This window comes from Desulfomonile tiedjei, assembly GCA_016212925.1.
Lineage (GTDB): Bacteria > Desulfobacterota > Desulfomonilia > Desulfomonilales > Desulfomonilaceae > JACRDF01.
In genome coordinates, this window is the sequence record JACRDF010000044.1 from 1 (window position 1) to 26,401 (window position 26,401).

Annotated in this window: 24 protein-coding genes; 8 read left to right on the top strand and 16 right to left on the bottom strand. The window is 52.3% G+C overall.

Annotation, left to right across the window (positions count from 1 at the left end; all coding sequences use genetic code 11):
• Positions 1-41: 41 nt before the first annotated feature.
• From HY913_18560 to HY913_18575, 4 genes are all read left to right on the top strand, one after another.
• Complete coding sequence (locus HY913_18560; GenBank protein MBI4965285.1) at positions 42-1,055, top strand: DUF262 domain-containing protein; 1,014 nt, start codon at positions 42-44, stop codon at positions 1,053-1,055.
• A 255-nt stretch (positions 1,056-1,310) separates the two neighbouring features.
• Positions 1,311-1,664: a hypothetical protein gene (locus HY913_18565; GenBank protein MBI4965286.1), complete on the top strand. Its 354-nt coding sequence runs from the start codon at positions 1,311-1,313 to the stop codon at positions 1,662-1,664.
• Between the two features lie 518 nt (positions 1,665-2,182).
• The gene (locus HY913_18570) at positions 2,183-3,172 is read left to right on the top strand and encodes a hypothetical protein (protein ID MBI4965287.1); all 990 of its coding nucleotides are present in this window, start codon (positions 2,183-2,185) and stop codon (positions 3,170-3,172) included.
• 83 nt (positions 3,173-3,255) lie between these two features.
• Positions 3,256-4,044 carry a hypothetical protein gene (locus HY913_18575; protein MBI4965288.1) on the top strand — a complete coding sequence of 263 codons (789 nt, stop codon included), beginning with the start codon at positions 3,256-3,258 and terminating at the stop codon, positions 4,042-4,044.
• An 87-nt stretch (positions 4,045-4,131) separates the two neighbouring features.
• Here HY913_18575 and HY913_18580 read toward each other — a convergent pair whose 3' ends face one another.
• Together HY913_18580 and HY913_18585 are read right to left on the bottom strand one after the other, a co-directional pair.
• Positions 4,132-4,653, bottom strand: a complete 522-nt coding sequence (locus HY913_18580) for an ORF6N domain-containing protein (GenBank protein MBI4965289.1) — start codon at positions 4,651-4,653, stop codon at positions 4,132-4,134.
• A 245-nt stretch (positions 4,654-4,898) separates the two neighbouring features.
• Positions 4,899-5,927, bottom strand: coding sequence for a hypothetical protein (locus tag HY913_18585; GenBank protein MBI4965290.1), 1,029 nt, complete (start codon positions 5,925-5,927; stop codon positions 4,899-4,901).
• A gap of 200 nt (positions 5,928-6,127) precedes the next feature.
• Between HY913_18585 and HY913_18590 the strand changes: the two genes are divergently transcribed.
• Positions 6,128-6,340, top strand: a complete 213-nt coding sequence (locus HY913_18590; GenBank protein ID MBI4965291.1) for a transposase — start codon at positions 6,128-6,130, stop codon at positions 6,338-6,340.
• Positions 6,341-6,379: 39 nt separating this feature from the next.
• Here the strand turns inward: HY913_18590 and HY913_18595 are convergent, their stop codons facing one another.
• Positions 6,380-6,787: a rubrerythrin gene (locus tag HY913_18595; GenBank protein ID MBI4965292.1), complete on the bottom strand. Its 408-nt coding sequence runs from the start codon at positions 6,785-6,787 to the stop codon at positions 6,380-6,382.
• A gap of 283 nt (positions 6,788-7,070) precedes the next feature.
• Entirely contained in the window at positions 7,071-7,775 is a 705-nt protein-coding gene (locus HY913_18600; protein ID MBI4965293.1) for a LytTR family transcriptional regulator, read from the bottom strand.
• Between the two features lie 850 nt (positions 7,776-8,625).
• Between HY913_18600 and HY913_18605 the strand changes: the two genes are divergently transcribed.
• Positions 8,626-9,657: a HEAT repeat domain-containing protein gene (locus HY913_18605; protein ID MBI4965294.1), complete on the top strand. Its 1,032-nt coding sequence runs from the start codon at positions 8,626-8,628 to the stop codon at positions 9,655-9,657.
• Positions 9,658-10,036: 379 nt separating this feature from the next.
• Here the strand turns inward: HY913_18605 and HY913_18610 are convergent, their stop codons facing one another.
• Entirely contained in the window at positions 10,037-10,510 is a 474-nt protein-coding gene (locus HY913_18610; protein ID MBI4965295.1) for a hypothetical protein, read from the bottom strand.
• Positions 10,511-11,052: 542 nt separating this feature from the next.
• Between HY913_18610 and HY913_18615 the strand changes: the two genes are divergently transcribed.
• On the top strand, positions 11,053-11,955 hold the full coding sequence (locus HY913_18615; protein MBI4965296.1) for a hypothetical protein: 903 nt from the start codon (positions 11,053-11,055) through the stop codon (positions 11,953-11,955).
• 996 nt (positions 11,956-12,951) lie between these two features.
• Here the strand turns inward: HY913_18615 and HY913_18620 are convergent.
• Positions 12,952-13,215 carry a hypothetical protein gene (locus tag HY913_18620; GenBank protein MBI4965297.1) on the bottom strand — a complete coding sequence of 88 codons (264 nt, stop codon included), beginning with the start codon at positions 13,213-13,215 and terminating at the stop codon, positions 12,952-12,954.
• A 110-nt stretch (positions 13,216-13,325) separates the two neighbouring features.
• A complete protein-coding gene (locus tag HY913_18625; GenBank protein ID MBI4965298.1) occupies positions 13,326-13,730 on the bottom strand; it encodes an ester cyclase in 405 nt (134 codons plus the stop codon).
• Between the two features lie 538 nt (positions 13,731-14,268).
• On the opposite strand from HY913_18625, the gene HY913_18630 reads away from it, so the two are divergent.
• Positions 14,269-14,583, top strand: coding sequence for a HigA family addiction module antidote protein (locus tag HY913_18630; GenBank protein MBI4965299.1), 315 nt, complete (start codon positions 14,269-14,271; stop codon positions 14,581-14,583).
• A 121-nt stretch (positions 14,584-14,704) separates the two neighbouring features.
• Here HY913_18630 and HY913_18635 read toward each other — a convergent pair whose 3' ends face one another.
• From HY913_18635 to HY913_18675, 9 genes are all read right to left on the bottom strand, one after another.
• Positions 14,705-15,025: a HigA family addiction module antidote protein gene (locus tag HY913_18635; GenBank protein ID MBI4965300.1), complete on the bottom strand. Its 321-nt coding sequence runs from the start codon at positions 15,023-15,025 to the stop codon at positions 14,705-14,707.
• Positions 15,022-15,321, bottom strand: coding sequence for a type II toxin-antitoxin system RelE/ParE family toxin (locus HY913_18640; protein MBI4965301.1), 300 nt, complete (start codon positions 15,319-15,321; stop codon positions 15,022-15,024). Before HY913_18640 ends, HY913_18635 begins: the two co-directional genes overlap by 4 nt.
• Positions 15,322-15,549: 228 nt before the next feature.
• Positions 15,550-16,656, bottom strand: coding sequence for an alkene reductase (locus HY913_18645; protein ID MBI4965302.1), 1,107 nt, complete (start codon positions 16,654-16,656; stop codon positions 15,550-15,552).
• A gap of 438 nt (positions 16,657-17,094) precedes the next feature.
• Positions 17,095-19,449, bottom strand: a complete 2,355-nt coding sequence (locus HY913_18650; protein ID MBI4965303.1) for an LPS-assembly protein LptD — start codon at positions 19,447-19,449, stop codon at positions 17,095-17,097.
• Positions 19,446-20,744: a bifunctional folylpolyglutamate synthase/dihydrofolate synthase gene (locus HY913_18655; GenBank protein MBI4965304.1), complete on the bottom strand. Its 1,299-nt coding sequence runs from the start codon at positions 20,742-20,744 to the stop codon at positions 19,446-19,448. The genes HY913_18650 and HY913_18655 overlap by 4 nt, the downstream gene beginning before the upstream one ends.
• 508 nt (positions 20,745-21,252) lie before the next feature.
• Positions 21,253-22,242 (bottom strand): hypothetical protein, encoded by a 990-nt coding sequence (locus HY913_18660; GenBank protein ID MBI4965305.1) that lies wholly within the window; start codon positions 22,240-22,242, stop codon positions 21,253-21,255.
• Positions 22,243-22,646: 404 nt separating this feature from the next.
• Positions 22,647-24,125, bottom strand: coding sequence for a B12-binding domain-containing radical SAM protein (locus HY913_18665; protein ID MBI4965306.1), 1,479 nt, complete (start codon positions 24,123-24,125; stop codon positions 22,647-22,649).
• Positions 24,126-24,137: 12 nt separating this feature from the next.
• A complete protein-coding gene (locus tag HY913_18670; GenBank protein ID MBI4965307.1) occupies positions 24,138-25,091 on the bottom strand; it encodes a hypothetical protein in 954 nt (317 codons plus the stop codon).
• A 211-nt stretch (positions 25,092-25,302) separates the two neighbouring features.
• Entirely contained in the window at positions 25,303-26,271 is a 969-nt protein-coding gene (locus tag HY913_18675; GenBank protein MBI4965308.1) for a GSCFA domain-containing protein, read from the bottom strand.
• Positions 26,272-26,401: the final 130 nt, after the last annotated feature.

Sequence of the window (26,401 nt, forward strand, 5' to 3'; positions counted from 1 at the left end):
AAGGGTGTGTCACAACCCACTTTGAAGAAGGAAGGTGTTACATGGACCGTGTGGAATACGAGAAACTGATTATTCAAGATCTAATCAATCTTCACAAGAGCGGGGACCTCGAACTGAATCCTTGGTACCAACGCCGGTCCGTGTGGAAGCAGCCCCAAAAGGCATATCTCATTAACACTCTTTTTGAGCAAAAGCCTATCCCGTCTATCTATATCCGTCACTCACTCGACCTTGATGCTGAAAAAAGTATTAGAGAGGTCGTGGATGGACAGCAACGAATTCGGGCGATACTCGAGTTTGTCGACGGGGTTTTCGTTGCCTCGCATCCTGCCCATACGCACAAAGTAAAGTACTCTCAACTCAAGCGAACTGAGGCCGAACACTTTAAATTGACCAGCATTTCTGTGGGTTATTTGCTCGGGGCTACTGACGGAGATGTTATAGAGATATTTGGTAGGCTGAATTCAGTGGCGAAGACCCTCAATGCCCAAGAAAAGCGCAATGCTCGTTTCAGTGGCGAGTACAAGCAGTTCTGTCTGCGTCAAGCCGCCCACCGTCTTCCGATGTGGCGAAGCCTCAACATTTTCACCGCAAACGACATAGCCCGCATGGCAGAAGTTCAGTTTGTATCAGATTTGGCTTTGAACTTTCTTAATGGTCTTTCGGATTACAGTCAGATCAGGCTCGACAAAATCTATAAACAGTACGATGAAGAGTTCCCCCGGCAGGAGGAAATAAAGCAGAAATTCGAGGATGTATTCTCGGGGCTCGCAGAGATAAAGCCAACGGCTATTCGCGACACTTCATTCAGGCGACAGCCACTTTTTTTCTCGCTTTGTGTGGCGTTGGGCGTGGCCCAACAAAGACTGCCCCCGGACAAGCTTGAGTCAGCTCTGCACGCGATAGACGAGATTTTGAGTGCTGATATTCCCCTCTCGGACAGAAAGAGAGAGGAAGCACTGTTCGTTACGGCTTGTACCGCTAGCACTCAACGAATCAAACAGCGGCAGATAAGAGACTCGTTCATCAAGAAAAACCTTGGAATACGGGCGTGACAGATGCCCAGTGTCACGCCAGACTACCTTCTTTACCAGTCTCAAACGTCCCGGCTACTTCGTCTGACTGGTACACTTACGGGTTTGCCAGTCATTTATCAGAAACTTGTGGCGGAAATGGTACTCTTACGGCTATTTTCACTATTTGAAAACCTAGTTTCCTCCGTTCCCGAAAAGCTGGTGGCGGGGGCAACTTTCGTGGATGGTACAACACCAACGCTGTTGACTACTGCACGGTCCGTACGAGGAGCCGAAATGCTCTTCCATACCCATGGGCGTACAGCGCCCAGGTATCAACTCCGTTGGTCGAAGGCCTCGGAAATTAAGAAGAATGTAAAATATGTAATAGATGCAAGAGACAATTTCGTTGCCGTCATTGACAGAAACGGCGCATTAATTGACGAAATGAGACGGGTACGAAACCGGATCGCACACAACAATTCACAGTCACGTAGTCATTATAGAGAAATCGTCAGACGACATTACGGAGCATATTTGAACAACGTGACACCTGGCACTCTGCTACTATCTCAGAGAGTTACTCCCTGCCTGTTGGATCAGTACATTAGAGGGGCGCGGGTACTCGCTAAGGACCTTGTTAAGGCGTAGAAGCGAATATGGTGCGCGGATTACTCTTAATTCGACGATTGCGCGAATACGAGACTGAATTCCATGGTCGGCCGGTGCTTTACCAGAGCGTGGGGTCAGAACGCGGGGTCAGGTCCGCTCTTGGCTCATGTCTACTGTCCGCCGGCTCGAAAGGTAGCTCAATATGAGCCAAGAGCCCCTTTGCCCATCTTGAACCCCCTGTTATTTTGCAGAGTGCTTTAGTCCCAATGAATGCTTATGAACGGCCATAATTCTGCTTGACACTTTGGATTGGCTTACAATATCTTCCCCGCAAATCAAACGCTTTCAATGGATACTTTGCGGACTGATCATCGGAGCGCCTCAACCTTGGCATGCTCGCATCCGGCCGGATAGCCGAACCGTCACCACGAGGTTCCGAGCGGTTGTCATGAGGCGAGGCATAGCGAAAGTCAGGGTGCCGCCTTGCAAGTGTTTTGTGGCTGCCTGCTGATCGGTCTTTGGTTCTCAAGTTTGATCGACAAGGGTGGGGTAGGGATATGAGTTCAAGGCATGTGTTTGCGGTTTGCGGGGTGCTCTGTTTGCTGATTTCAGTCCATGTCTCGGATGCCGTGGGGCAGACCATCGGCTTCCCGGGAATACCCGCATTCGGCGCATCGCTTGCCGCGGGATCGCCCGGCCAAAAAGACCAGTGGTCGGCTGCGTCTTTGCACGCGGGTTGGATGACAGCTCCAGGCCGAATTCACGCAGGCTACGATGGACTCGTTCCGCCTGGAGCATGCGTGTCGTCCTTTTTCGTCTATCCTCTGAGCGGGGTCGAAGTGGGCGGCTCGTTGCCGATCCGATTGACGGACCGGTGTGCTCTGAGAGTGTACGGATCTTACCTCATCCCCTATAACCCGCAAGCCGACCAGGAAATCACGTGGACCATTTTTCCTCCCGGCGTCCGGGAATGGCGGCGCAGCAATTCGGAGATGTATAAAATCGGAGGAGAAGCGCTGTATCGAATGTCCGGCGAGATGGCTCTGGTGGGCGGTTTCCGATTGCAGTCTCTCCTTACAAACTTCAGCGATCCAAACCCGGATTACCTGTTTACCGTGCCGTGGATGGAAGCACAGACCACGGTAGCGATTTATGAACCGTACGTGGGAATTCGTTTGGAGCTGAATTCGACGCCGGGTGCCCTAAACTTCCGGCTCGTGGGCTTCCCTGTCCTCTTTGCCACGATTCAACATTTCAACACGTGCAACAATAACGGAATTCCGTTCGCACATACCGGGCGCCAAAATGCCACCAGAGGGTATTTCGTAGAAGCTTCGGCCGAGTATCGGCTCGGGCTATTCCAAGGAGTGCAAGCTGCGGGATTCGTTGACTGGAACGCCTACCACGGACATTGCCCCATGACCATAGAGCGCCACGAAGGAGGGCCGAACCCCTCGGTCACGTCCGCGACTGTTGCATGGTCGCACCACATAAGCTCCTTGGTGGTAGGAGCCAGAATAGATTTCTCATGGAACCTGCCGTTGTGACACAGTGAGGAAACAATCATTTCCTTTGGATTGTGAAGTTTTTCCCTTGACAGAGGGCCTTTTCATGGGGTGAAGGTAACTGAATGAGAAAGATCGAGGCACTGGTCTTGTTCCTTTCGATTTTTGTGTGGCTGCTTTTTGGCTCGTGTGCGTCCGGAGACTCGCCGCAGGACTCTGACATTTCCTTTTCTTTGCCTTTCGAATGCCACATGGAGGAGCCGTACTGCTTGGCTGATTCATTCAAAGCCGGGCTCAATGTGGTCCTGGTGGGCAAGAGCGGTATATGCAGCGCAAGGACCGGCCAAGCATTCACCTATGATCATCACGTGGAAGAATTTGAAGCCACCCGGGTGGTAGGAACTGAGAAATGTCCGGTGGTCAAGGACGAAACACCGTTTAGGGAATACCGTATAGCAGTTGTAGGGGCTGACCCTCAAGCTGTTCGTCCGGTTTCCATTAAGGACGATAAATCTCCCGTGCCAAAAGAGTTGGAGCTGGAGGCGAGGAAACTTGCTGCCCCTAACATGGCGGAACCACAGAGCCTCTCCGGCCGAGTGCCTGTCAGTCTTTCCGATGCCCAGCCCAAGGTCCTCCGTACGGAGAATGTCACACTTCTCATTTTTGAACTTCAGGCAGACAAGGAACCTTGGGAACCCGGACCGACCGTGGCATTGACAGATGCCGGGGTCTTTCTGTTAGACGGGGCATGCACCTATGGTGAGCCTACATTCTTTTCCGTGAATGACAAACTCTACCTTACTTACGACGCAACAGTTAGCTGTTGCGGTTGTGGTGACAGACATTTCTTTGTGTACGATTTGTCGAGTGGAACACCCAAGATGGTTTATCGGAATTCCAAGTTTGCCGATTGAATCGGAAAGAGTCTGAGACAGAGGGCCTGTTAATGGGTGGCCCACAACTCCAAAAAAGCCCCGCCCTCAATTGTCCGTGTCAGATTGTTATGGCTTGAAGCCTATGCGTCTTTTAGGTTTTTCGGGTGGGGGAGCCATGAGTTGTTTGATCACTTTAAAAATGATTTGGATCTCTTCATCGTGTTTGCCGAGTTTGCGCTCTAGTTCGCTAAGCTTGGAGGCGAGTTCCCGATTGAGATGCATGATTTCACGGAGACGCACAAAGGCCCGCATAATGGCGATGTTGACTTGGATGGCTCTAGGGCTTCGGAGAACTCCCGAGAGCATGGCGATACCTTCCTGGGTGAAAGCTCTCGGCAGGTAACGTCTGCCTCCATGACCAGTACTTGAGATTCCATTTTGGAATTTCAAATCTGTCCGCTCTTCTTTGGTAAGCTGAAACATGAAGTCGTCCGGGAATCGCTGGGCATTTCTCGCGACGGCTTTGTTGAGATTCCCGGTGGTGACGCCGTAAAGTTCGGCGAGATGGCTGTCCAACATCACGCGATGACCGCGAAGGTTAAAGATGCGGTTTTCAATCAATTGGGATGATGGAAGTTCCTCAGCCATGACAAATCACCCCTACTGCATGCAGGCCGAGAAATCAAGGTTCCCATCAACCAAACGTTCTCATGGCACCTTCCGCTTTGACAGACTCTTCAGCCAAGGAGGTCTGCGTCCAAGTCCAGTCCGGAGGCAGGTATGCTCTTGGTTCACATTATCCTACCTTTCGATGCGGCTAGACTCGGAGATGAGCCGAGAGAGGTCCTGCCTCCCCTTCACTCTCTTGCAAGTTGGGGATGTCTAGCTAAAGGTCATAGGAATGGGAACCCAAAATTTAATGTAGCCACTCCGCCTATCAAGTACTGCTGCCATGTGACCGGCAGACTTTGGTCTAAGCTAATGTTCTGCGGAGCGGACGGGTCTTTATTGAAGATGTTCCCCACCTGTGAGAATTCGTCGAAAACCGCGTGAGCCACGTCAGCCTTGGCGAACAAGCACAAAGAAAGGTCTCTTGACGGGATCACGTCGTACGAAAAAAACACTTCAGCAAAGTACCCGGACTTCGGATGAACATCTGCAACCGAAATTGCCCATGGAAAGCCCTTTGCGGAAAAAGTCAGGGAGCCCAGACCGGTTGAAAGGGTGCTCCTGACTCCCAAGTAGGGGAAAATACTGTTAAGATTAACGTCGAGCTTCGCGCGCAGACCTGGAAACTGATTGACCAACAGTGCTTCAAGTGGATCGGGAGCCGTAATCGTGCCTTGGAGGTAATCGTACCTCACTCCTCCAAGAATGGCGAACCCCGAGGACGTGCGGCAACAGCCCTCCAAGTCAATCGCAAACCATGTAGTCTTGATGTCCAAATTGCCGCTGACGCTTCCGGATTGGAACACGCCATTGTTAAGTCCCGAGGCTTGGCCGGAAACCTCTATGTGCTTGTTACCTGGAACAAAATACCAGCCCTGGAGGTCTACAGACAGCCGCTCGTTAACTTGCACCGGAATAGACAATCCTAACCACAAGCCGTTCGTGGACCACTCGACAGTGCCTTCGCCATAAGCGTTATTGTTAGCATCGCCGTAAGCGTTGGCCGTTGCCGCAAGCTTTATCGAAGAAGCGTTAGGCGACCAAGCAGCGAATAGCCTTGGACCACGGAGAGCGGGATCTAGCTGCGCGTAAGACCCAAACCAACCGACACTGGCGCTTGCATCCCTGGCTAGAGTTGATGGTGGATAATTGAACGGCGTTGTCCCAGTGACAGGAGCTTGAGCGAACGAAGTCGCCGTTAAGCCTGCCACTAGCAAGCTTAATGCCAAAAAGGCTATGCCCAGATTTTTCATTTCCACACCCCCCGGGCGATGCGATCAACTGCTTGCGCAGCGTTCGCACAAAATCCAAATAAAACATGCAACTATATCGCGACTACAGATTGTCTTTACAAGTAACCAGAAAGAAAGGCTTTTGTCAAGTTTTATTGGCTCGAGGTCAAGTCTGCTCTTGACTCATGTCACGCTGTCTTCCAATCCAGCCAGTCTCGGAAATGAGCCGAGAGCAGATTTGGCCCCTTTCTCTTTCTTCCTTTCCCAGGGGCATTCCGGCGTACTACGATCATCCCATCTCCACGGGGCCACTTGAAGGGACAAACGACAAGATCAAGACATTGCAGCGCCAGGCATACGGATTTCGAGACCGAACATTCTTCATCCTTCGTATCTACACTCTCCACACGGCGAGTCACAAACTGAGTGGATAAGGCTCCAACAAGTGAGGTATGCGCTTACGCGAAGACCCATTACTTCCTTCCCCGCATTTTTACCAGTTCTTGTAATGCTTGCCCATGGCGGCCTTCATCTTCGGCAACAAGCTCGAGTTCCCGGACAACTTCGTCGAAGCCTAAGTCGCGTGCTTTTTGGGCAAGAGCTTTGATGCCTTTCGCTGCATTGCTTTCTATTTCTGCAACTGGGCCTAACACATCAAAAATTTCCGGAGGGACGTGAGCATTGAGCACTGTGAATAGTCCGGCATGACGTGCTTCATCATTAGCCACCCTAAGTAATGCGTCCGCCACGTCATTAAGACCTTGTTCTTTTGCGAGTCTAGCCAACCCATGGTACAACCCTACTGCACGGGTCTCCCCCTCTAAGAGCTTGTCAATCTGCTTGTCCAGTTCCGTTCCTTTAGTAACGCCATATAAACTCATTTTCTTGCCTCCAATGATGTTTCTTACTCTAGATTAATGGCTACAGACTAAGCTATTGTCTCTCTGTCATATTAATACTTGCCCCGGAGCCTCATCCACTCTCACAACGAGGACGCCCCTGGCTCAGGGGAACTCCTTCTATCACTCACCTCCCGCGATAATTGCGGGTTTTCCGAAGCAAATATTCGCGGAGGAAAACTACTGTTGCATCGCAGGATATGACGACAGTCCGGAAGGGCTCAAGAAATTATCGATGAACGGCGGGGAAGTGTCGATAATCGGTCTAGAGAAGATGCACTGCTTTTCTCACCTCTGCCAGTCTACGCCTCGAAACCGGGACGGGAGGAATAGACGCGTCATCGAAAATGATCAGCGTGTGTCCTTTTCCGTCGCGGGTGAGTTTGCTCACATGGTCGAGGTTCACGATAAAACCTTTGTGGACCCTGAAGAAGCTTGCGCCCGTGAACCGCTGTAGGAGGTTCTTGAGGCTTGAATGCAGATAATACGACTTGCCGGGAGTAAAAATTTTGCAATAATCTCCGTCAGACTGGATGGAGTGGACCGCGTCAGTGGGAAGAAAATGGCAGATTCCCTCCTTGTAGACGGGAAACCTTTTCATCTCAAGCGCACCGCTGAGCGGATTCTTAGCGGCACCGGTTTGCTCGCTTATGTCGATCAAGGTCACGGACCAAAAGGATTGCGGGCGGGGAGAAGCGACTGAGAGCTGCGAAAGATTGAACATCACCACCTTGCCAAGCACGTCCAACACCATGGTACGGGGCATATCCGATGGAGCCGAGGTTAGTTCTTGGAGAAGTGCTGCTACCCTCTCACGGCTCTTCCGGGAATGGCAACGAAAGAGGCTCTCTCCCAAGTTTCTCAGGATTGGGCCGAAGACCTGTCGTGCGTAATCGTTTATACCCACGACGTTGAAATCACGGGAGAGAAGTACCTGTCCGATATTGAGAGTGTTCCAGACGTCTTTCATTTGTATTTCCTTACTGCAACAATTCAATCTTACGCGAATTAGCCGGCAACCAGGTACCGTTGATGTAGGCCGGTAGCTTCGCCGGCCCTATCGCAGGCCGGTAGTAAAGGAAAGGGGTCTCGTCTGCTCTTGGCTCATGTCATGCCGCCTTCGGGACCAGGGAGTCTCGGCGATGAGTCAACAGCAGCTCCGATGCCGCATAATTCCCTTTGTGGGTGGGGTGAGGAAATCTGGGGAAATCTGGGGCACCTTACATAATTCTCGCGCTGGAGAACGAATTGAGTATAATGTCCCCGGAATCCCTAAGCAGTTTGGGAGGTAGGAGCCAGAATAGAGTTCTCATGAAACCTGCTGCTGTGACAGGCTCTTCAGCGAAGGAGGTCTGAATCCAAGTCCAGGCCGGAGGCAGGTATGCTCTTAGCTCATGAATATGGCCCGTGCCAGCACGCGGCAGCTCACGACCAGCCAAGAGCAGACTTGCCCCCTTTCTTTAATAAATACCTCCCTTGATTTGGTGAAGGACAGTAAACGTCTCGCTCAATACCTCAAGTAAGGGAGTTAAATGTCTGTCAGTTATTAAAGGGTTAAATTACAAAAGAAAGGTAGCAGCTGAGGAAAGGTCTGTCCATCCCCAACATACCGACCAAGCGGAGCGAGGATTTCTTGCTCGCCCAAGATGGCTATTCCTGGCCTACATAGCATCCTTACTCAACAAGCATCCTGTTGACCGCTGATTTGGACCGTGGTAAGAGGATGAAAGGATCAATCGTTGTCTCTCCAAGGCGGAAGGCACTTTGTGCGAAGAATATGGTTACGGTCAGGCAATACAGTGCGTTAGAGGGAGGGATCTATGGGCATGGTTTCCCTGACACTGAAGAAGAATTGGAAGTCAACATACCTAGGTGGCTTATTCCCAATATTGACGCTTGTGTTACTTATTTCCGCATGCGAACCATCCAAAGAAAAAATACCGTTCATCAGTGATCAAGATGTCTTGACAAAGCTTGCTTTAGAGGGGAGCAAACCAGAAATTCGAGTGACGGCTGCCCGAAGTATCAAGGATCAGAAGGCTCTCAGGAAAGCAATCATGGTTTCTGCAGACTCTGATGTTCGCTCTGCCGCTTTAGAGAGCTTAACAGATCAGGATGAACTTCTTCAAATAGGCCTCCACCATTCACAGGCATTTGAGCGACGAAGTGCCGTCCACCGTATCAAAGATCAAAAGGCCCTAACACGAATAATGAAAGAATCCTCGGACCCGCAGATAAGAGCTCTCGCCGCAGGCAATATGGGGGACGAGTATCTCCTTGCCGATATCGCAATAAATGGTTCGGATCGTGATATTCGAGAGGCTGCTCGCATGGCTATTGCAATCAGAATAGATGCAGGGCAACTTAGGAACCCTAAATGGCTTGCTCTAGCGGCAGCAAAATGGAAAGGGCGAACTGGGCATGATGTTGATGAGCGTTATTATCAGAAACTACTCACAGGGTTGGCGGGGGACCGTAACGAATGCGAATGGGTAGGTGGATCTCCACGAACAAACTTGCTGAATGCCATACGACTTCTTTTTTCGCCTGAAATTGTTAGAAAACACGGCGATCTGACTATTGAATGTGGTTGCATCGTAACACCTGTGCCTTACTTCGGGAGTACCGGCAGTATTCCTATAGCGTACGGCAAGCAACAGCACGTCCGCATTCGGACATTCGATGTAAAGGGCAAAGAACTGTACGACAAGACATTCGAAGACAAGCCACACCACAACGTGACTCTTTACGGACATCCGAGCAGCCGTGTTGAGGGCTTGGGCGCAACTACCTACGGTACCATAGATCTAGACGACATAATAAAAACGCTGGTCGGTGAGGAGTCAAACTGAAAAAGTCAGTTCCAGATATAATTCATGACGATGCCTGTTGTAGAAACTTTCAAGATCTTCATACGTCCAAGACTCATCCCATCCTTAGGCAGGTTTTCTTACAGAGTTCAGGCAAATGAGCCCAGACAAATTCCAGCGGGCTTTGATATGCAAGGATAGGATCGCAAAAGCCCCATAGTGCCTGGCATTCGTTTTGCGGCGCGTATGGGCGGAACGATTGATTTATGAGACAAGACCGAAAGAAAGACCTAATGGGAGGGGACCGATCGGTCAGTCCTATTGAAATCATTCCGATAGCTCTCCTGAGAAAACGCCCCAGGCTTCACAGCAGATCAATGTTTGAGACTCCATGACCTACCGGTCTGAAAGTTGGCCCAATCTACTCAGGTAGCGGAAGCTCCGTAACGTATGAAACTGCGATACCTATGACGACGAAAGACAACACATAGGCTGGGAACCAAGTCAAGTGAAGAGAGGCCGAGGGCACCTCGAACTTTGTGTCAACCAAATGCTTGAATGCCTCGACCATCCCACTTTCGTGAATCAGCCAGTATATAATCGGGGTCCCAAGGAGAATCCACACAAGGCCTAGCAAATTGCGGAGATTGCGCTTAATAGAGGGTCTACGTCTCGCCAAGGCTTGAATGAAATACAGACTGCTGACCAAGGAAATGAATACTGCTGCTGCAATGTCTCCACACCATCCACTCAAATCCCAATCACCCAGCGCTCTACCCAGCACTTGGCTCGTAGCGAACCAAGGCACCAATCCCACGATGGTCACCTGACCCGTTGACTTTGGGAGCCAGCCAAGAATATCGCTCACGATTGCGAAAAGTTCAGAACTTTTCATGGGAGTGTCCTCCTTCTTTCTGGTTTCGGTCAAGCGAGATTGGCAAATTTGCCAGAGTAGATCGGAAGGAATTTGGTGTTTTGAGACAATTGAGCCTGTCCAAAGTTCCTTGCCGAGTTGCCCTCAAGATGGGTAGGTCACGAGTGCACTGAGGAGCAACCAGATCAATTCTGAGCGATTTTTTGAATTGCTGAATGGGGTTTAGAAGGACTGGACTTGTCTCCCTTCTGGGAATATCCCGTTCAAGCGGGAATTACGGATTTCCAGCTGTTGGGCAAGGGAGTTTGGCCGTCCATGACCATTTCATGGCAGCAAGATTACAGTTGACCAGCCGACTTGAGCCGTGGTATCGAACGAGGAGGGGAGGCGTTCTTGGGCCTGAGTTGCTTGAGCCCAAGTGTGGGAAAAAAAGGAACTGGGACAAAGACCGAAGGAATGGAAAGGCCTCCGCATAAGTCAAGATTAAAACTGGAACGGATTTTCTCGGGAGCGAGCATCCCTTTATCCAAGACATCAGGATTCTCATGTGAGGAGGACAGGGCATGGTCGGAGCATTTGAAACAGTAGAATGCTCACGGTGTGGTTCCCGTGAAACGGTGGCATCCCGTATCGCTGCAGCAGGTGCGGAAACTTGGTGGGTACCCGAATTCAAATCTTTTGTTCCTGGTCGTGTGCCTCTTCCCATAAAAACAAAGGATGCCGTAAAGATATGGCAACTCCGCCTTTGTGAAAACTGCGTTAGCAAGGCCTTTGCCGACTTCTTGGCCTTTGAGAAGTCTAGGACCAAGAAGTACATAAAAACGTGCTTGCTGCTCATCCTTCTCGGCATTTTCGGATTTGCACTGCTCTATTATCTTCAGAGACAACAATGGGACCTTGCTACAGGGATTATGGCACTTATCATGTCGGGTGGGCTGCTGCCGTTTGGCCAAATAATAGTTGGGGGCTGCTTTGTAGGCGGAATCCTTGGAGTGCCAGTAATGATTATTCGATATATTATGCTTACCTTGAAGCTTAGAAGCATAGATATTTCAACAGGTACCACCCCAGAGAAAACAATCGACAAAGCTTTTCGCGGGGAAGCCGAAAAGATTCTACAGGAACCGGAAAACAGCATTCCTGTTCCGAAGTATCTTGACTATAACCAGTTAGCATATGGAATCAAAACCCGTACTAACGGTAAGGTTGAAAAGCGACAACGCCTGGTTTTGGGAGTAGCCAATTCCTTGGAAGAGATTAGAAACAGAGTTCCTCGGCATTGGTTGGCGGCGGTGGATGAAGAGTTGCTTCCCACCCCGGAAGAAGTCAGTGTAGAGACGCAGTCGGAGTCCACCTCAATGGATGATTCCTCGCCCGAAAGGCTTTTGGCATGCCCAGCGTGTGCGATGTTTCTGCAAAGGAGGGTGGCACAGTGCCCACACTGCGGGGCCGCAATACGTGAGTAAGTCGGAGCAGCGACAGTCCGAAAAATTGACCTGTTTGAGTGCTATCAGAATTGCCCCACCCTTGAATGAATCTGTTGAATGGCACCCTGAAGACCATTCCTGGCAAGCGCCAAGGTCTAGACAGGTTTATGAGAGATCGCCACAGCCTCCACCAGATCAATTCTGAGCGACTTTATGAATTGTTGAATGGGTAATTGGGAGGGACTGACGTTGTCCCCCGCCCCGGAACTTCCCGTTCAATCGGGGATTACGGATTTCGGATGGTTCGGCGGACAAGGCTACACGCACCCCTGATCCATCAGCTAAATAGAAATCCCATCCTTGAGCAGGTCCTGATACAGAGTTCAGGCGAAGCACCCCAAGAAAAATTCCGGCAGGTCTTGAGACGCAAGCATAGGATGGCAAGAAAGGAAAGGGGTCACGTCTGCTCTTGGCTCATGCCCTGGCTCATCCGGCATTTGCGTACTTGACCAATCGCAATCAGGATGACTAGTTATTTTAGACAGTTGAAAGGCCTCGAAGTCCTTCCAACGAGGAATGCTGAGGCCGCAATGTACTCCGCAGGTCACGGACTTCGAGACTATCCTGATCGACTGATGAATGGACACGAAGAGCGAGGTCATGACAGTCTCCGTTAAGGGGCCAATCCCAAATGTCAGTAGCGCCAGAGGAGACGTTTTCCTATGTCATTTCAACTCGTTCCTGACACCTCAAATCATCACGTACGCACTTACCGGATGAGCCCATGTCCTGCCGTCTTCCAATCCAGCGAGTCTCAGGGATGAGTCAAGAGCAGTTCCGATGCAGCATAATTCCGTTTGTCGGTGGGGTGCACGTCCGAGCCGGTAACCTGCTGACAGGCTCGAACGGAGAATGATACGTCATTGAATTTGTGAAACCGCGTGCTTACGAGATCCCGAGCTGCTTTCGCATGCCCAGTTCGTCCATGCACGGAACCAATGCCGTCACACTCGTGGGCCGCCAATCGGCCAAACGCTAGTTGGAGATGAGAACTTCGTTCATCTTGTATAGCATGTACTCCTGCTGGTCACCTGACGTCTTTTTCTTCTTCTTGGCCTGCGCGTCGGCACTCTGCGAGCCCCCGGTATTTACGGGTGGCGGTGCGACCACACGGGAGGAGGTGCTGCTCTGTCCTCCAGCTGATTTAGCCCAGGCTTGCGGCGTGTCCATCAGGGCCACAGAGTAAAACACCAACGCGAAGACCGCCGCGAAAGCCAGTAACATAGTCTTACTTTTCATCGTTCACCTCTGATCAATTTGGCCTGTGGGGCGGACGTTCGAGCCGACCATAATTTGCTGATCGGCTCGGACTAAAAAGGATACGGCACTGAATTTATGAAACAGAGTGCTTATGAGCCCCCGAGCTGCTTTCGCATGCCCAGCTCGTCCATGTACATCCATTCCTCAGCGATCTTGCCGTCAGCCACCCGGCTGACCGCAACCCCGCTAACCTTAAAGCAACCGCCCTTGGACGGGATGTCCGGCAGGTCCTTCACCTGGCAGCCTGAGAAAGTAAAACGGGTCACGACCTTATCACCTTCCGCGATTTGATCTTCTATGGTGCAGGAGGAGTCTCGTATTGCTTCCATAAAAGCGCTGCACGCTTCTTTGTGGGCCTCGCGGCCGCGGGGAAAGTCCGGCTGCGAGGAATCGTGCATCATATAGTCTTCACTGATTAACTCAAGTGCTGCTTCCATATCGTGCTGGTTGCACCCTCTTTCAAAACCTAGGCGAACCACTTCCTTGGCATCCATTGTAAGGTTCCTTTCGCTGTACTATTTGACGGAGCCGGTTTGGCCGGGTCTTGTTCAGGAGGTTTTTTATGATGGAAACGCCGGCAAAGCCGAAAACTCATGCCATCGGCATCCGACCCATGTGTCCACGTTTTCTCAAGAACCCGGCCGGACTCCATTAACAAGAAATTAGGCACTTGCTCCGGGTCAGTCAACTCGGCAAACAAACCGGAACCATGCGGCCTGATACCAATGCGCTTTCTAATAGGTGATACGAATCCTTGTCCAATGGGCAAGATCAGGGATCGCTGTAGGGGCAGACCTGGGTGTCTGCCCGCTCTCTGGGCGCACACGCAGGTGCGCCCAGACCTGGAAATGCGTCAATTTCAGGGTTTTGAGACAGTCTCCTTACACCCGTGGCTACGCATGGGACGCCCTTTCAGGGCTCTCAAGATGCGGCCAAGTCTTCTCTTGACTTATATCGCTCACCGACCCTAGAGGTAATGCATACGATGTAGAAGTGTGCGACTATCACTGACTTTGGAAAGGTGAGCAAGGAATGAAAAGGTTACCGCCGATTCATCCAGGTGAAATCCTCTTGGAAGAACTTATGAAGCCTTTGGAACTGAGCCAGAACGCGCTTGCGCGTCATCTTGGCGTTGATCCTAGGACGGTAAATCAGATCGTCAATGGGAAACGGTCGATCACAGCAATGATGGCGTTGCGCTTAGCGCGATATTTGCGGATGACTCCCGGTTTCTGGATGAACCTCCAGGCTCGGTACGATTTGGAGACAGCCAAAGATGCAGCAGAGGCGGAAATTCGCAGGACCGTTAAACCACGTCCAATGAAACAGCGTGACGCGGCTGCATGATGCTTCGCCTTAGGCAAATTGGAAACACCCAATTCAACTCACGGTCAGGAAAACGCATTACGTATGGTGTCCCCTGAATTTCGGAATTTGGAATTTTGGGGATTTTTTGGGTGGATATAACTTATGCGGCGGTTGTCTTTTGAGAGCTATCCCTTACTTTTACCTCCCCGTAAATTTTATCGGCGTACGCATCCTGTGCAAGCTCTAGGTCATAATCTGCCTGCAATCCCATCCAGAATTGAGCCGAAGTGCCGAAATGCCTAGCCAGGCGTAAGGCCGTATCAGACGTAATGCCTCGTTTACGATTGACGATTTCATTGATACGCCGCGGGGGGACCTTGAGGTCCCGTGCAAGCTGGTTCTGGCTTATACCCATAGGGCGCATGAATTCCTCAAGCAACACCTCGCCAGGGTGGAGCGGAGCGAGAGTCTTAGTGCTCATCTTCTGCGCCTCCTTTTGTGGTAATCAACAATGTCCACATCGTAGGCATCTCCTTCCTTCCAGACAAAGCAGACGCGCCATTGATCGTTGATGCGTATACTGTATTGTCCCTCCCGGTCCCCTGAAAGAGGTTCCAGACGGTTTCCCGGAGGGACTCTTAAGTCAGCCAGGATCGCGGCGCGATGCAACATCCTGAGCTTTCTCAAAGCTACCCTCTGAAGATCTTGGGGCAGCTTCATCGATGCCTCTCGGCTGAACAGTTTCTCTGTTTCTTTGTCTTTGAAACTTCTGATCACGCCTCTATGGTATAACGGCCTGCGTTATATGACAAGTCGAAAGTAAGAAAGGTCCCATTTCAATGCCAGCTCACGGAGATCCACGCTGTAAAAGGGGTTGTAAAGGGGGGCACCCATCAAAAGGCCCTCTGTCAAGGGAAAAAACTCTCCTGTGGCAAGGAAAGCATCGTTTCCTTGCTGAGGGTACGGCCGTGTTGTGTACAGCCTCCGTCAGCGCCTCAACGGCTCTTACGAAGCCTTGTATCGCGGGAAATCCGTATACCCGTGCGCGTCAAACGCATACCAAAGCTTCATGTCCGCCTCCGGATTTAGAGGCCAGCCATTGGCGAAACGTTCCACCAGGTCGGGATTGCTGAGATAAGGCCTACCAAACGAGATCAGGTCCGCATCATTGTTCTGAATCGCAGCTTCCGCGGATTCTTGAGTGTACCCGCAATTACCCATGAGCGGCCCCTTGAACACCTCCCGGAATTCGGCCAGCGTCATGGGTTCTCCGAGTTTGTGAAATCCGAATGCCAGGCCGTCCAACACGTGCAGATAGGCAAGGTCATACCGATTCAGCTGTGTAGCTACATACACAAACGTCTCACGATAATCCGGTGAGCCCATATCGTTGAAACTGCCGTTCGGCGCTATATGCACACCGAGTCGGTTGGAGGGCCAGACCGTAACCACCGCCTGGACGATCTCGTCCAGGAACCGGTAGCGATTCTCCAGGCTGCCCCCGTAGCGGTCTGTGCGATGATTAGTCCTGGACTGTAGGAACTGGTCTATGAGGTATCCATTCGCGGCGTGCAGCTCCACTCCGTCAAAACCCGCGGCTTTCGCGCGCTCCGCTGCTCGTCGAAAATCCTCCACGATGGCCGGGATCTGGTCCGTTTCCAGCGCTCTTGGCGCTTCATACTCCTTTTTGCCGACGGGCGTATGACTATAGTCGCCATTTATCTTGATGGCCGAAGGCGCTACCGGAAGTTCCCCCTTTTCGTGAAAAGCCGCGTGGGAAGCTCGTCCGCAATGCCAAAGCTGGAGAAATATGGGGGTCCCTTCGGCATGAAGCGCATCGACCACCAGTTTCCAGGCTTCGGTTTGCGTGTCCGAATAGATCCCCGGACTGTTCAACCAGCCAATGCCTTGTTTAGAAACGACCGTCGCCTCGCTTATTATCAAGCCCGCGGAAGCCCTCTGAACATAGTACTCGGCCATTAGCGAATTGGGCATCCGCTCCTCGCCCGCCCGTGAACGGGTCAACGGCGACATGACGATCCTGTTTTTCAACGAAAGCCCATGCAAATCAAAAGGAGTGAATAAAGAATGCTTATTGACGCTTGTAATCATTTTTTCCCCCATTAATTATTCCCGGTATCGAAGCGGGTTCCAAGCCCGCCATTAAGTCACAAATTAACTGGACTCATAGGCGGTGCTGCTATTTTGGAGGCCGTGTCGTGTGCGGCAGTTCCTAATCTTGCCGAACAATTTATACCAGTTGCCACAATTTCTGACCTTTTGCACAGCCCACGCTGTTAAGAGAACTGATAGGGTCCAGAGCCTGTCCCGGACCGCGGACCGGAGTCCCTGCCGGGCCGAACTAGTTGATCTGTATCCGAAAAGTGTACCGGCACGGAGGCCGCGACGTACCAATTTCCAAGAGGCGCTCATCGTAATCGGACACTATTTTTGACACTTGCAATGATTCCGAATCCTGATTGTCCTTATAAACCCTTCACAGGTCCGATCGTACCCCAAATAGGTCCATTTTGCAATGGTTCGGCCCTGTCAACGGGTGGCCGTATCCCGGTCGTCCCCCGCGTGGCCCAAGATCTCGCCCCAATCTCGCGTGAATCTGTAGACCTGGCCAAGGCCGTATAGAGACAGGGTCATGAAAACGGTTTGATCCGGATCTTTTATTTTTTGCGTGACAGGGTCCTGCTCACGAACTTCGGAATACCGTAACAGCACGCTCCAGCACTGCGGATGATAATTTAGCCCGAAACTCGTGAAATAAGCGAAATTAAATTGGTGCGTGAATTGATTCTCGAAGAAGCAATCGAGGTCCGAAGTAAGCTTCACTTGAAGGTTCACGTTAGTCTGGCGGTTCAGGTCCTCCCGCTTTTCGTCTTCAGTGAACTGGTGCAGGACTCTAAGCAAATCTCCTCGGTGGTCCATTAAGCCTACATTGAGGCTATACTTGCGGGCCCGGTTGAGCACGGGATCGTATTCCGCCTGCGCGGTGAGGTCCACCAGCGTATGCGGCTTGATGGTCAGCTCCGCCTGAGTTTTCGTCCATCCGTAAAGGTTGAGAAACCTTTGATCGGGTGAAGCATCCGCTCCTCCAACGCTCTGAAAATCATATCCCTGCGAAACGTTCAAAGTCAGAAAATCCAAATATTCGTTCGGACCAAGGCGGCCGGTTAGTGTCTGGCGCATTTCCGCAACCAGCAGGCTCGCACGATCCATTCGATCGGAATCGTCGAAAAAGGGATAGGTCTGGTGTTTTGTAAACGGCCTGAAAGTCCAGGTCACTCGCGGCCGAATCATGTGCCTTACACGTTGAAATCCAAAAAAGCCCTTGTCGTACACGGCCTGCAAGTCCGTAAACATATCCGCGTCCACCTGATACAGATCGGTTCGCACTGTGTGGACAGAGCTTATGCTTTTTTCACGTTGAAAATAGTCCGCTGAATAGGCCTTCGCAAAATAAGTCATGGAAGGCTCCAGCTTGAGAAAACGCCCGAGAGCGACAGGGAGGCTGAGGCGTGTATCCGCGTTGAGGCGGCTCCCCAACCATTGATTGTGCATGATAGGCGCGTAATAGTGATTGAAGATCAAATTGGTGCTCAGATAAAAAGGCGTGTACGGTATTTGTTGGTTAAAGACCGTGCCGGTGACAATAGGAATGTTCTGGACGCTCAAAGCGTTGTCGGGAAGATCCAGATTGTCAAAGTACCTGGCCTCGGCCTGGAAAAGGAAATTTGTGGATTGTCTATCAACTACTCCATTCGATTCCAGGTAACGGACTCGAAGCCGTTTGTCAAAGCGATCTCCCCAGAATTCAAAGTAGTTTCGATCGGAAACCCAGTTGGCATTGCCCTTGAGTCTGACGCGTTCCACCAGGTCCTGGTCATGGCGCCAGGTAAGATAGAAACGGTGGCTCTTGGGGTTCTCTTCCGGGCCATACTGCCAGTCGTATGTATATTCTCCGTAAAAACGGCCGGTAAAATCCTCGAAGGGAAAATACCTGAACTCCAAAGATGTCTGTGCCGCTCTTTTCGTACAGACCCTCGGAACGATTGTGGCGTCCACGCTGGGGGAGAAGTCGATGAAAAAAGGAAGTCGAACGTCTATCCCCCTCTTGGTGCTGTTCGCCAGCGTCGGCATGAGGAAGCCGCTCTGCCTAGTTCGTTTTGCCGGATAAACCAGCCAAGGCAAGTAAAAAACGGGGATGTTCTTTATGTAGAAGAACCCGTGCCGCAGTCTGCCGTAACCCTCCAGGGTTACATCGAGGTCCCTTCCCGTGATCCGCCAGGCCGGCGTTGTCCCGTCGCAGGTGGTGAAGCTCCCGTCCTCAACGCGATAGGTGGATTCCCCTGTCTTTTCGAGTTTTTTGCCCTCCAGGTAAACGTTGTGCCGAGTCAATAACAGTTTCCCGTTAACGACCACGCCGGTGGCCGCGCCGATCTTGATTGTGATCTTCTCAGCTTCTACAACGTCACTCCCCATACGGACGATGACCTTTCCCATGGCCGCTAATTCGCCGGTGTTGCCGTCGTACTGTATGCTGTCCGCTCTCAGCCGGGTGTTTCCCTGGCTCAGGGTGACATTGCCCCTGGCCACGTAGGTGTTGGATTCATAATTTATCGAGACCCTGTCCGCGGATATATCGATCGGTACGTCGGTGGGGACGATGGTTTTTTCTTTGGGTGCGTCGTTAGCGGTGGATTTCTGCGCGGCAGCCTCGCTCGCTACCATGTGAATTGAAGAAACCAGGAGTGCAAATGCGGCCGCGAGCACCGCTATCCTGCGAAGCAAATTGCAGCCCTGCGCGACGGTCTGCCGTCCGCAGCGTTCCAAACCCGGCAGCTCTGGAATCACGTTAACCCTTGAGTCTGATTTGGGCGGCTGAATCTTCAATCGTCTTCAATCCCACATGCTCGCCGCACCGGGCCGATCATGTACAACGAACCCGCGGCCAGAATGACATCGTTAGCCGCTGCTTTTGCTTTCAGCATGCCAAAGCCGTCGGCGATGCTTTCAGCCGGGCTGGCAGGGACTCCCAACGCCTGGACCTCCGCAGCCAGTTCTTCGGGGTCCAAAGCGCGATCCCCTTGCGGAGACACGCATACCACCTCTCGGGCCGCGGGGGCGATTATGCCGACCAGTCCTTTGTAATTCTTGTCCCTTAACATCCCCAGTAGCATCAAAGGCTGCACGCCGGGGTAAACCTGCCTAAAAGTGCTTTTCAAGAGCCGCATGCCTTCGGGCGTGTGTGCGCCATCTATAACAACATCAGGATTGCGGGCAAGGACCTCGAATCTGCCGGCAAATCGTGTAGTCTTTATTCCTTGAACGATAGCTCGATCCGGGATGGCATAGCCCTTCCTTCTAAGAATTTCTATGACAGCTATGCCTAGAGAAGCGTTCTTGATCTGGTGTCCTCCCGGCATGGCAACGGACAGGTCGTCAAGGGTAAGGCTGCGGGATTCATACCTGAAGGTGGTTTGTCCGGTCCGCACGCCTCGGAAATCCTTCCCCAACTCCTCCACCGCGGCTTCTTTGGATCGAGCGACCTCCAGAATTACCGCACGAGCCTCCTGCCTGCTGGCCCCTGTTACAAGCGGGACGCGAGGCTTGATTATCCCGGCTTTCTCTCTTGCGATTGCAGCGATCCCTGTCCCCAAATAGTCTTCGTGCTCCCTGGAAATGTCAGTGATGACCGTGACAACAGGGTGAACCGTATTGGTGGCGTCCAATCGGCCGCCGAGGCCGACCTCTACCACCGCTATATCAGGTTTTGCTTCTGAGATGCAGTCAAATGCGACCGCGGTGGTAAACTCGAAGAAAGTGGTTCGCTCGGGATCGTAAATCTTGCGTATCTTTTCGGTTGAAGCTATCAGGGCCTCCTTGGAAACAAGGGCCCCGTCTATCCTGATACGCTCGCGAAAGTCATTGAGATGCGGGGAGGTATATAGTGCGGTCTTGAGCCCGGCAGCACGTAACATTCCACATATAAACGAGGAAGTTGATCCCTTTCCATTACTGCCCGCCACATGAACCGCAGGGAAGCTTTTCTCAGGATTGCCCAGTTTCTCCAGCAGGTTGGTAATATTCTCCAGGCCCAGGAGTATCCCGAACCTTTCCAGGCTGCACAAAAAACCTACGGTTTCATCGTATCTTTCATCCCCACTTCGGAAGGAGGACGCAGCCATAAATCAACCTCGCAGAAAAGGTTTCAAAACCCGATAGTTCTTGCGAAGAGTTTCCGGGGAGGCCGAACAAAAAGGGCCTCCCAGGACCCCTCCCCAAAAACTCCCATGATTTTGCCCCATTGTCGCCGTTGGCGACAATGGCGAAGTACGGGAGACCTCGGCATCCAACCCTGGTCCCGAAGCTTTGGAACAGTTTCTATAGCACATGCAACTGGCCACGTCAAGCAAGCTCGCCATATAACTTGCTGTATTAATTGCATAAATTGCCTGGCCCGGTGAGGTTGGTCAAAGCCCCTAATAGCAAATGGAAGACAAGCAGGGCAATTGCGGCGACAACCTTTTCGAAGGAATGGTCTCCCTGCATCCCTCTCGAAAAACCTTTATGGTTTGCCCGCTGGATAGCCTCCGTGACAACGGAGGCTATCCAGCGGGCAATATATAGAGTTTTTTGAAGGGGGCACGGGGGAAACTTTTTTGCACAAAAAAGTTTCCCCCGTATTGCCTGTTTCTAAAAAGCCTCAGCAAGCCTTGAAATCATGGCATCCCAATGGGATTGTCCGCGAAGGATCACTAGGCGGCCGCCTAGTCCCACCAGCTCGTTTTTCCTGTGGTGTTTCTTCATCTTGTACTTTCCGGCAATCAGGGCCGCGAGTTCCAGAGGCTTTTTCATGTGCACCGTTCCGACGATCTTCATGCCGGGGTTATGTTCCAACAATGTTGGGATCGTCTCCACCACATCCTTGTCAAACCAGCAGTCGAAATAGGCTATCTTGCTCAACCTTGATCGGAAGACCTCGGCATAAGGATCTTCCTTGCCGCTGTTCGCGAGCCAATTGCCTATGGAGTTCAGCACGCGGCCGCCTCCTGAAAACCCCGCGAGGACGATCTTGGTTTTCTCCTTTTTTACATTGGGGAAGCGTGTGCGAAAAGCCTTGAAGACCCGGTTTATGGTCTGGAACAAACGTTCGGGCTTGTCACCTTCTTTCAAGGTTAGTGCACTCCAGCGCTGGTTGCCGTTTGATTCCGCGAGCACGTCCGGCGAGTCGACCAGACCCACAAAGAGGAACGGCTGGTTCGGCCTCTTTCGCGCAAGCAGTTCAAGCTCCTTACGGAATGCAGTGTAGTAGTCCTTGGAGTGCATCCCGTGGAAGAATAGAATGATCTCCACGTTGTCGAAGCGCCTGAAATCGTGGTTGCCGACCAGCCACACGTATCGGAAGTTGTCGTCCCAGGGAGGCACTCGCCATCTCTGGTACGGGACTTCGCCGGAAGGAGCGGTTATCAGCCCTCGGTTGTCCGCCATTTCGGGCAGAAAGGTCCTTTGAGCTATATAAGGAGAGTGTGAAAGCAGCGTGCAAGAGCACATTAAGAAGGAAACGACAATGAGCGCGGAAAGCAACAGGAAATGCCCGATCCTCGTCCCGGCTCTGCCGGCGAGATTGGCAGAAGGGAAGGGAATCGGAATTGTCCTGAACGCAAACATGGGGATGAAATCCACGCAAATTGGATTTCCCTCCCCAGCTTCATAATTTTATCAATACTTCAAGCGATTTGTCAATGTTCGCATTTGTGGGCAGTGTTTTTGGGGGTGATTTGCTTGTGTGGGTGCGACCTTCGGAGGCTGTTTCAAAACTCGTCCAACTCGCGGAATGGTGTTACCGCGACGGCAATTGCCGTTCCTGGGTGGCCAGGACGCCACTGCGTCCGGGTCGCGAAGTGACAAGAGGTGTATTTTTTTGAGCGCCGTGCCAGCAGCGGGGTTAAGACGATCTCCTGTTCCTTCGGAACCAGGAGGCGGTGGCCTTCGGGCCACCCAGCGCGGCGCTATTCTCCGGATCCATAAGTTCTTAGACAGTTTCGGAAAGCCTGCTCCCCAATTCCAGGGTATAGCCCCTGGTTTCCTCAAGCCCTCGTTGCCAAGTTCTGCGGCGTCACCCGCGGGGAATGGGCCCCGCAACTCTCGGTGCCGGGCTTTTCAGTGTCCTGCTCCTCCACCTGCGGGTAGAAACCGAATTCACGCAGCAATTCCAGTTTTGCCAGAACATTGCCTTCCAAGTCCGGGAGAAAGAAGCCAGGAAAAAGGTCTTGATTTTGTACCACCAGATCAAAGTACTTTCGGTGCTTTTCAGGAAGATCCACGGTTGCGCCTCTGAGCACTTCGTGCCCGGTGAAAATGAACTCAGGCAGAAGAAAAGGGCAGAACTCCAGTTTTGTCTCCCGCGGCAGGTCTCGATAGATTTCGGTCTGCGGAAGGAGCGACAGGAGGCTTGGCAATATCCGCGCGCCCATCATCCGGAAGGAAATCATCTGAAACAACGTTTGGTTGAAATCGTCCATTGTTTCAAAGGGGAATCCCCAGATGTAGAACGCATCAACCCGTGGAAAGATCTTCACTGCCCTGGAGACAAGCTCAACCGACTGTGCTGCTGTAAAGCCTTTCTTGATCCGGCGCAGGATTTCATCCGACCCTGATTCGATGCCGAAACGAAGCTCCACGCAGCCACAATCGGCCATGGCCTGCATCATCTCCTCATCGGTGAGGTTGACGCGACCGAAGGCCTTCCACCTGACATCGAGGCCCGACCGGACAAGTTCATCACAAAATGCAAGCACATGCTTCTTGCCGGACACGAAGAACTCGTCCTGAAACAGGAAAAGGTTCACTTTCGCCTCACGGTGCAAGAACTTCATTTCATCAACAATGCTCTTCGGGCTGCGCGAAAAGCTCTTGTTGTCCCAGATAGGAGCCACGGAACAGAAAGTGCACGGATAGGGACAGCCGCGGCTGGTCATCATGCCGTATCCTTCGTACCGCTCCAGTTCAATCCGACCATAAGCAGGGTAGGGGATTGCGTCGATGTCGGAGATTCGATCCCGATCCGGTGAGTGGCGTACCGCTCCGTTGTGCCGAAAAGAAATGCCGGGAACTGTAGAAAGATCCGCCTTGGAGTGCAACGCAGCCAGGAGTTCCGGCCCCGTGACCTCGCCTTCCCCGCGGGCAATGATATCGATCCAGGGAAAGCGTGCCAGGATCTTGTCCTCAACGGATTTCGCCCCGATCCCGCCCAGAATGATCTTTCTGTCCGGATAGCGTGCCTTCAGCGCTTGGGCAGCCAAGATGGTGAACGGCAGCAGGTTCGCCATACACGAGAGCCCAACGATAGGGGCAGGATCGTCAAGAAAAGCGAGAAACGTCTCGATTGCAAACGGATCCTCGGCTTCGCACACCTGGTAGTCGCGGAAATCCACGGAAAAACCCGCGTCTTCGAGCGCTCTCGTCAGGTAGAGGCAGCCCAAGGGTACATGAAGCTCCCGTTCGGCCTCTCCACCGTACCGTATCAAAAGCATATTCAAATTGACCAAGGTTATATCTGTTGACATCGCCTTTGTTCCTCAGGAGGGCCATTCTTTCCGGTATTCTACTATCCTCCAGATAACGCAGCTCCCTTTATCCATGTATTCCCCTGGCTCAAGGAGGGGCGGGCCGAGAAAGGAGGCCAACGTGGCTGAGGAGTCTTTCTTACATTCCTCGGTCGCGCTGCGGAGTTCCAGAAGAATCCTCGTGGTTGTTGCACCTTTCCCTTCCACAGAGAACGTGGCCCTGCCTTCGCCCTTCAGAGCAGTACCTTGTTCGGGCCTACACTTCACTTTCGAGGCCGGAGCGCCTTGATCGCTCAAGAAAATGATCTTGACCGCCCCATGTTCAAAGGGGCACTCATAATGGACTTTTGCAATGATCGGATTAGTTCCGTTGTCTATGAGCGCTACCGCCAAGTGTTCCTGTCGGGGTTGCACGCGGCCAAGAGTTGCCGTCCCTCTCTTCAGATCGTAGGAGACACGTCGTTCCCGCGGGAAGTATGTCGTTTTCTCTTTAACGCTCGGGTCGTCGGGCCTGATGCCTTGCGGGGCTACTGGTAGCGTGTCAGGCCTGCACCCCTGCGGCCTGATGCCTGTCACGAAGCAGCCTGACAGAGGGAGGGCAAGCACCGAGAGCATAGCGGCCCCTATCTTGCCCAGAAAGACTCGGCGGTGCTCGGTGGGCACGGTGGTGTTGTCGATGATTTGCTCGATCTGAGCGCGCGGGACAGAGTTGAGCGTGGCGACCTCCGCAGGCGAAAGCTGAAGGCCGATTTCGGCTGCGGCTTCCGCTCTCTTGTCGAGCAGGACCTCGCGGAACCCCGAATCGACTGAGGCTTTCTTGACGAGCACTTCTATCCCGCGGGGAATGCCTTGCAATGAGCGAGTGCTCCCTAGCGGGCGTCCTCCAACGATCGTCGGCTCAGGGGCGTTTTTTGGCGGAGCGTCTTCAGGGCTTCCCTTTCCACTAGGCTTTGAAGAGTCATCCATCCGCAGCCCTCCTTATTCTGGAACATTGTCCTTCAACGAACCGTTCTCACCACTTATACCGAATGACAAGAGTGATGTTCACCGGGTGGCCAGGACGCCACTGCGTCCGGGCCGCGCAGCGTGATTTGCTTTGGTGGGACAGGCTTTCCAGCCTGCCGTCATTGGCATTTCAGTCTGGCAGGCTGGAAAGCATGCGCCACAAGTATCACTTCTACGTCTCGCTGGGTAGCACCTCACCGTACCACGCAAAGAATTGCTTCATGATAAAGTCTACAGTCATTTGATTAACATGAAAGTTCTCTCTGCCTTCCGCGAAAATCTGCTCACCCATCATGGGACGATAGATTGTGGCCATTTCAAATGCGGGGAAATAGTAGACATTGTCATGGAGAGCCGCGAATTCATCAGCCACGGATCGAAGAGTGGATTTGGAATTGCAGCTCGCTGTGATCACATCTGCATCTTCTCTAAATGTGGCCCATAAATGGACCGGTGATACGGTTACGATGATGCTGCACGCGGGGTTATGCCTTTCCATGATTGCATGAATGCGTTCCAGGTTGGCAAGGTTTTCAGCGTGCCTGCTCACTCGGAAACCATAGCGGCTCATGTCCCCGCCCTCGTTGACATAAGGCCCTGAAGGCAAGCAGATGACCGCTCCGTCCACGCGATCTTCCCAGATCTCGGTCAAGCCCAGCGTCAGGATAAGGACTTCGGCATTCTCCAGCACGCGCCGCGAGCACTGCCGGTGGTTCTCAAAATCCGCTTCGGCAGCCTTCAGGTCTTCGTACAATATTATTCGGCGATATGGGTCCTGAATTTGCCCTGAAATCGGCGCGTTCCACCATCGCAGGTCCGGTGACCACTCTCCGAAGGTGTATTCAAATATCTGGCGCATCGAGAAAGTGTTATAAAGCCTCTCCCAAGCCGCGCTCGCGTGTTTTGTGGCCGGATGATCCGCTTCTTCGACGAGATACGAGAATCCTTCCCTGACAAGCACCTGTTTTATTTCACGGGCAAAACAGGACCCCATTGACGTTATACGCGTTGAACGCGTAATGCGCAGGTCCACATTTCCGGGCCTAGGGAACGATCCATCCGCAGGGGGATTGTCATACGAACCGGGCCAAACCTGCCACGCCTCAAAACGATGCTTGGGATGAACATCCGAACCAGCCATGAAAACCTCGTGGAGGAGAGTTTGCCGGGGAACCCTTTTTTGCAAAAAAGGGTTCCCCGGCACCCCTCCCCAAAAACTCTATTGTCCTGCCGGCTGATTGTCTTCCGCCATGGCGGAAGACAATCAGCCG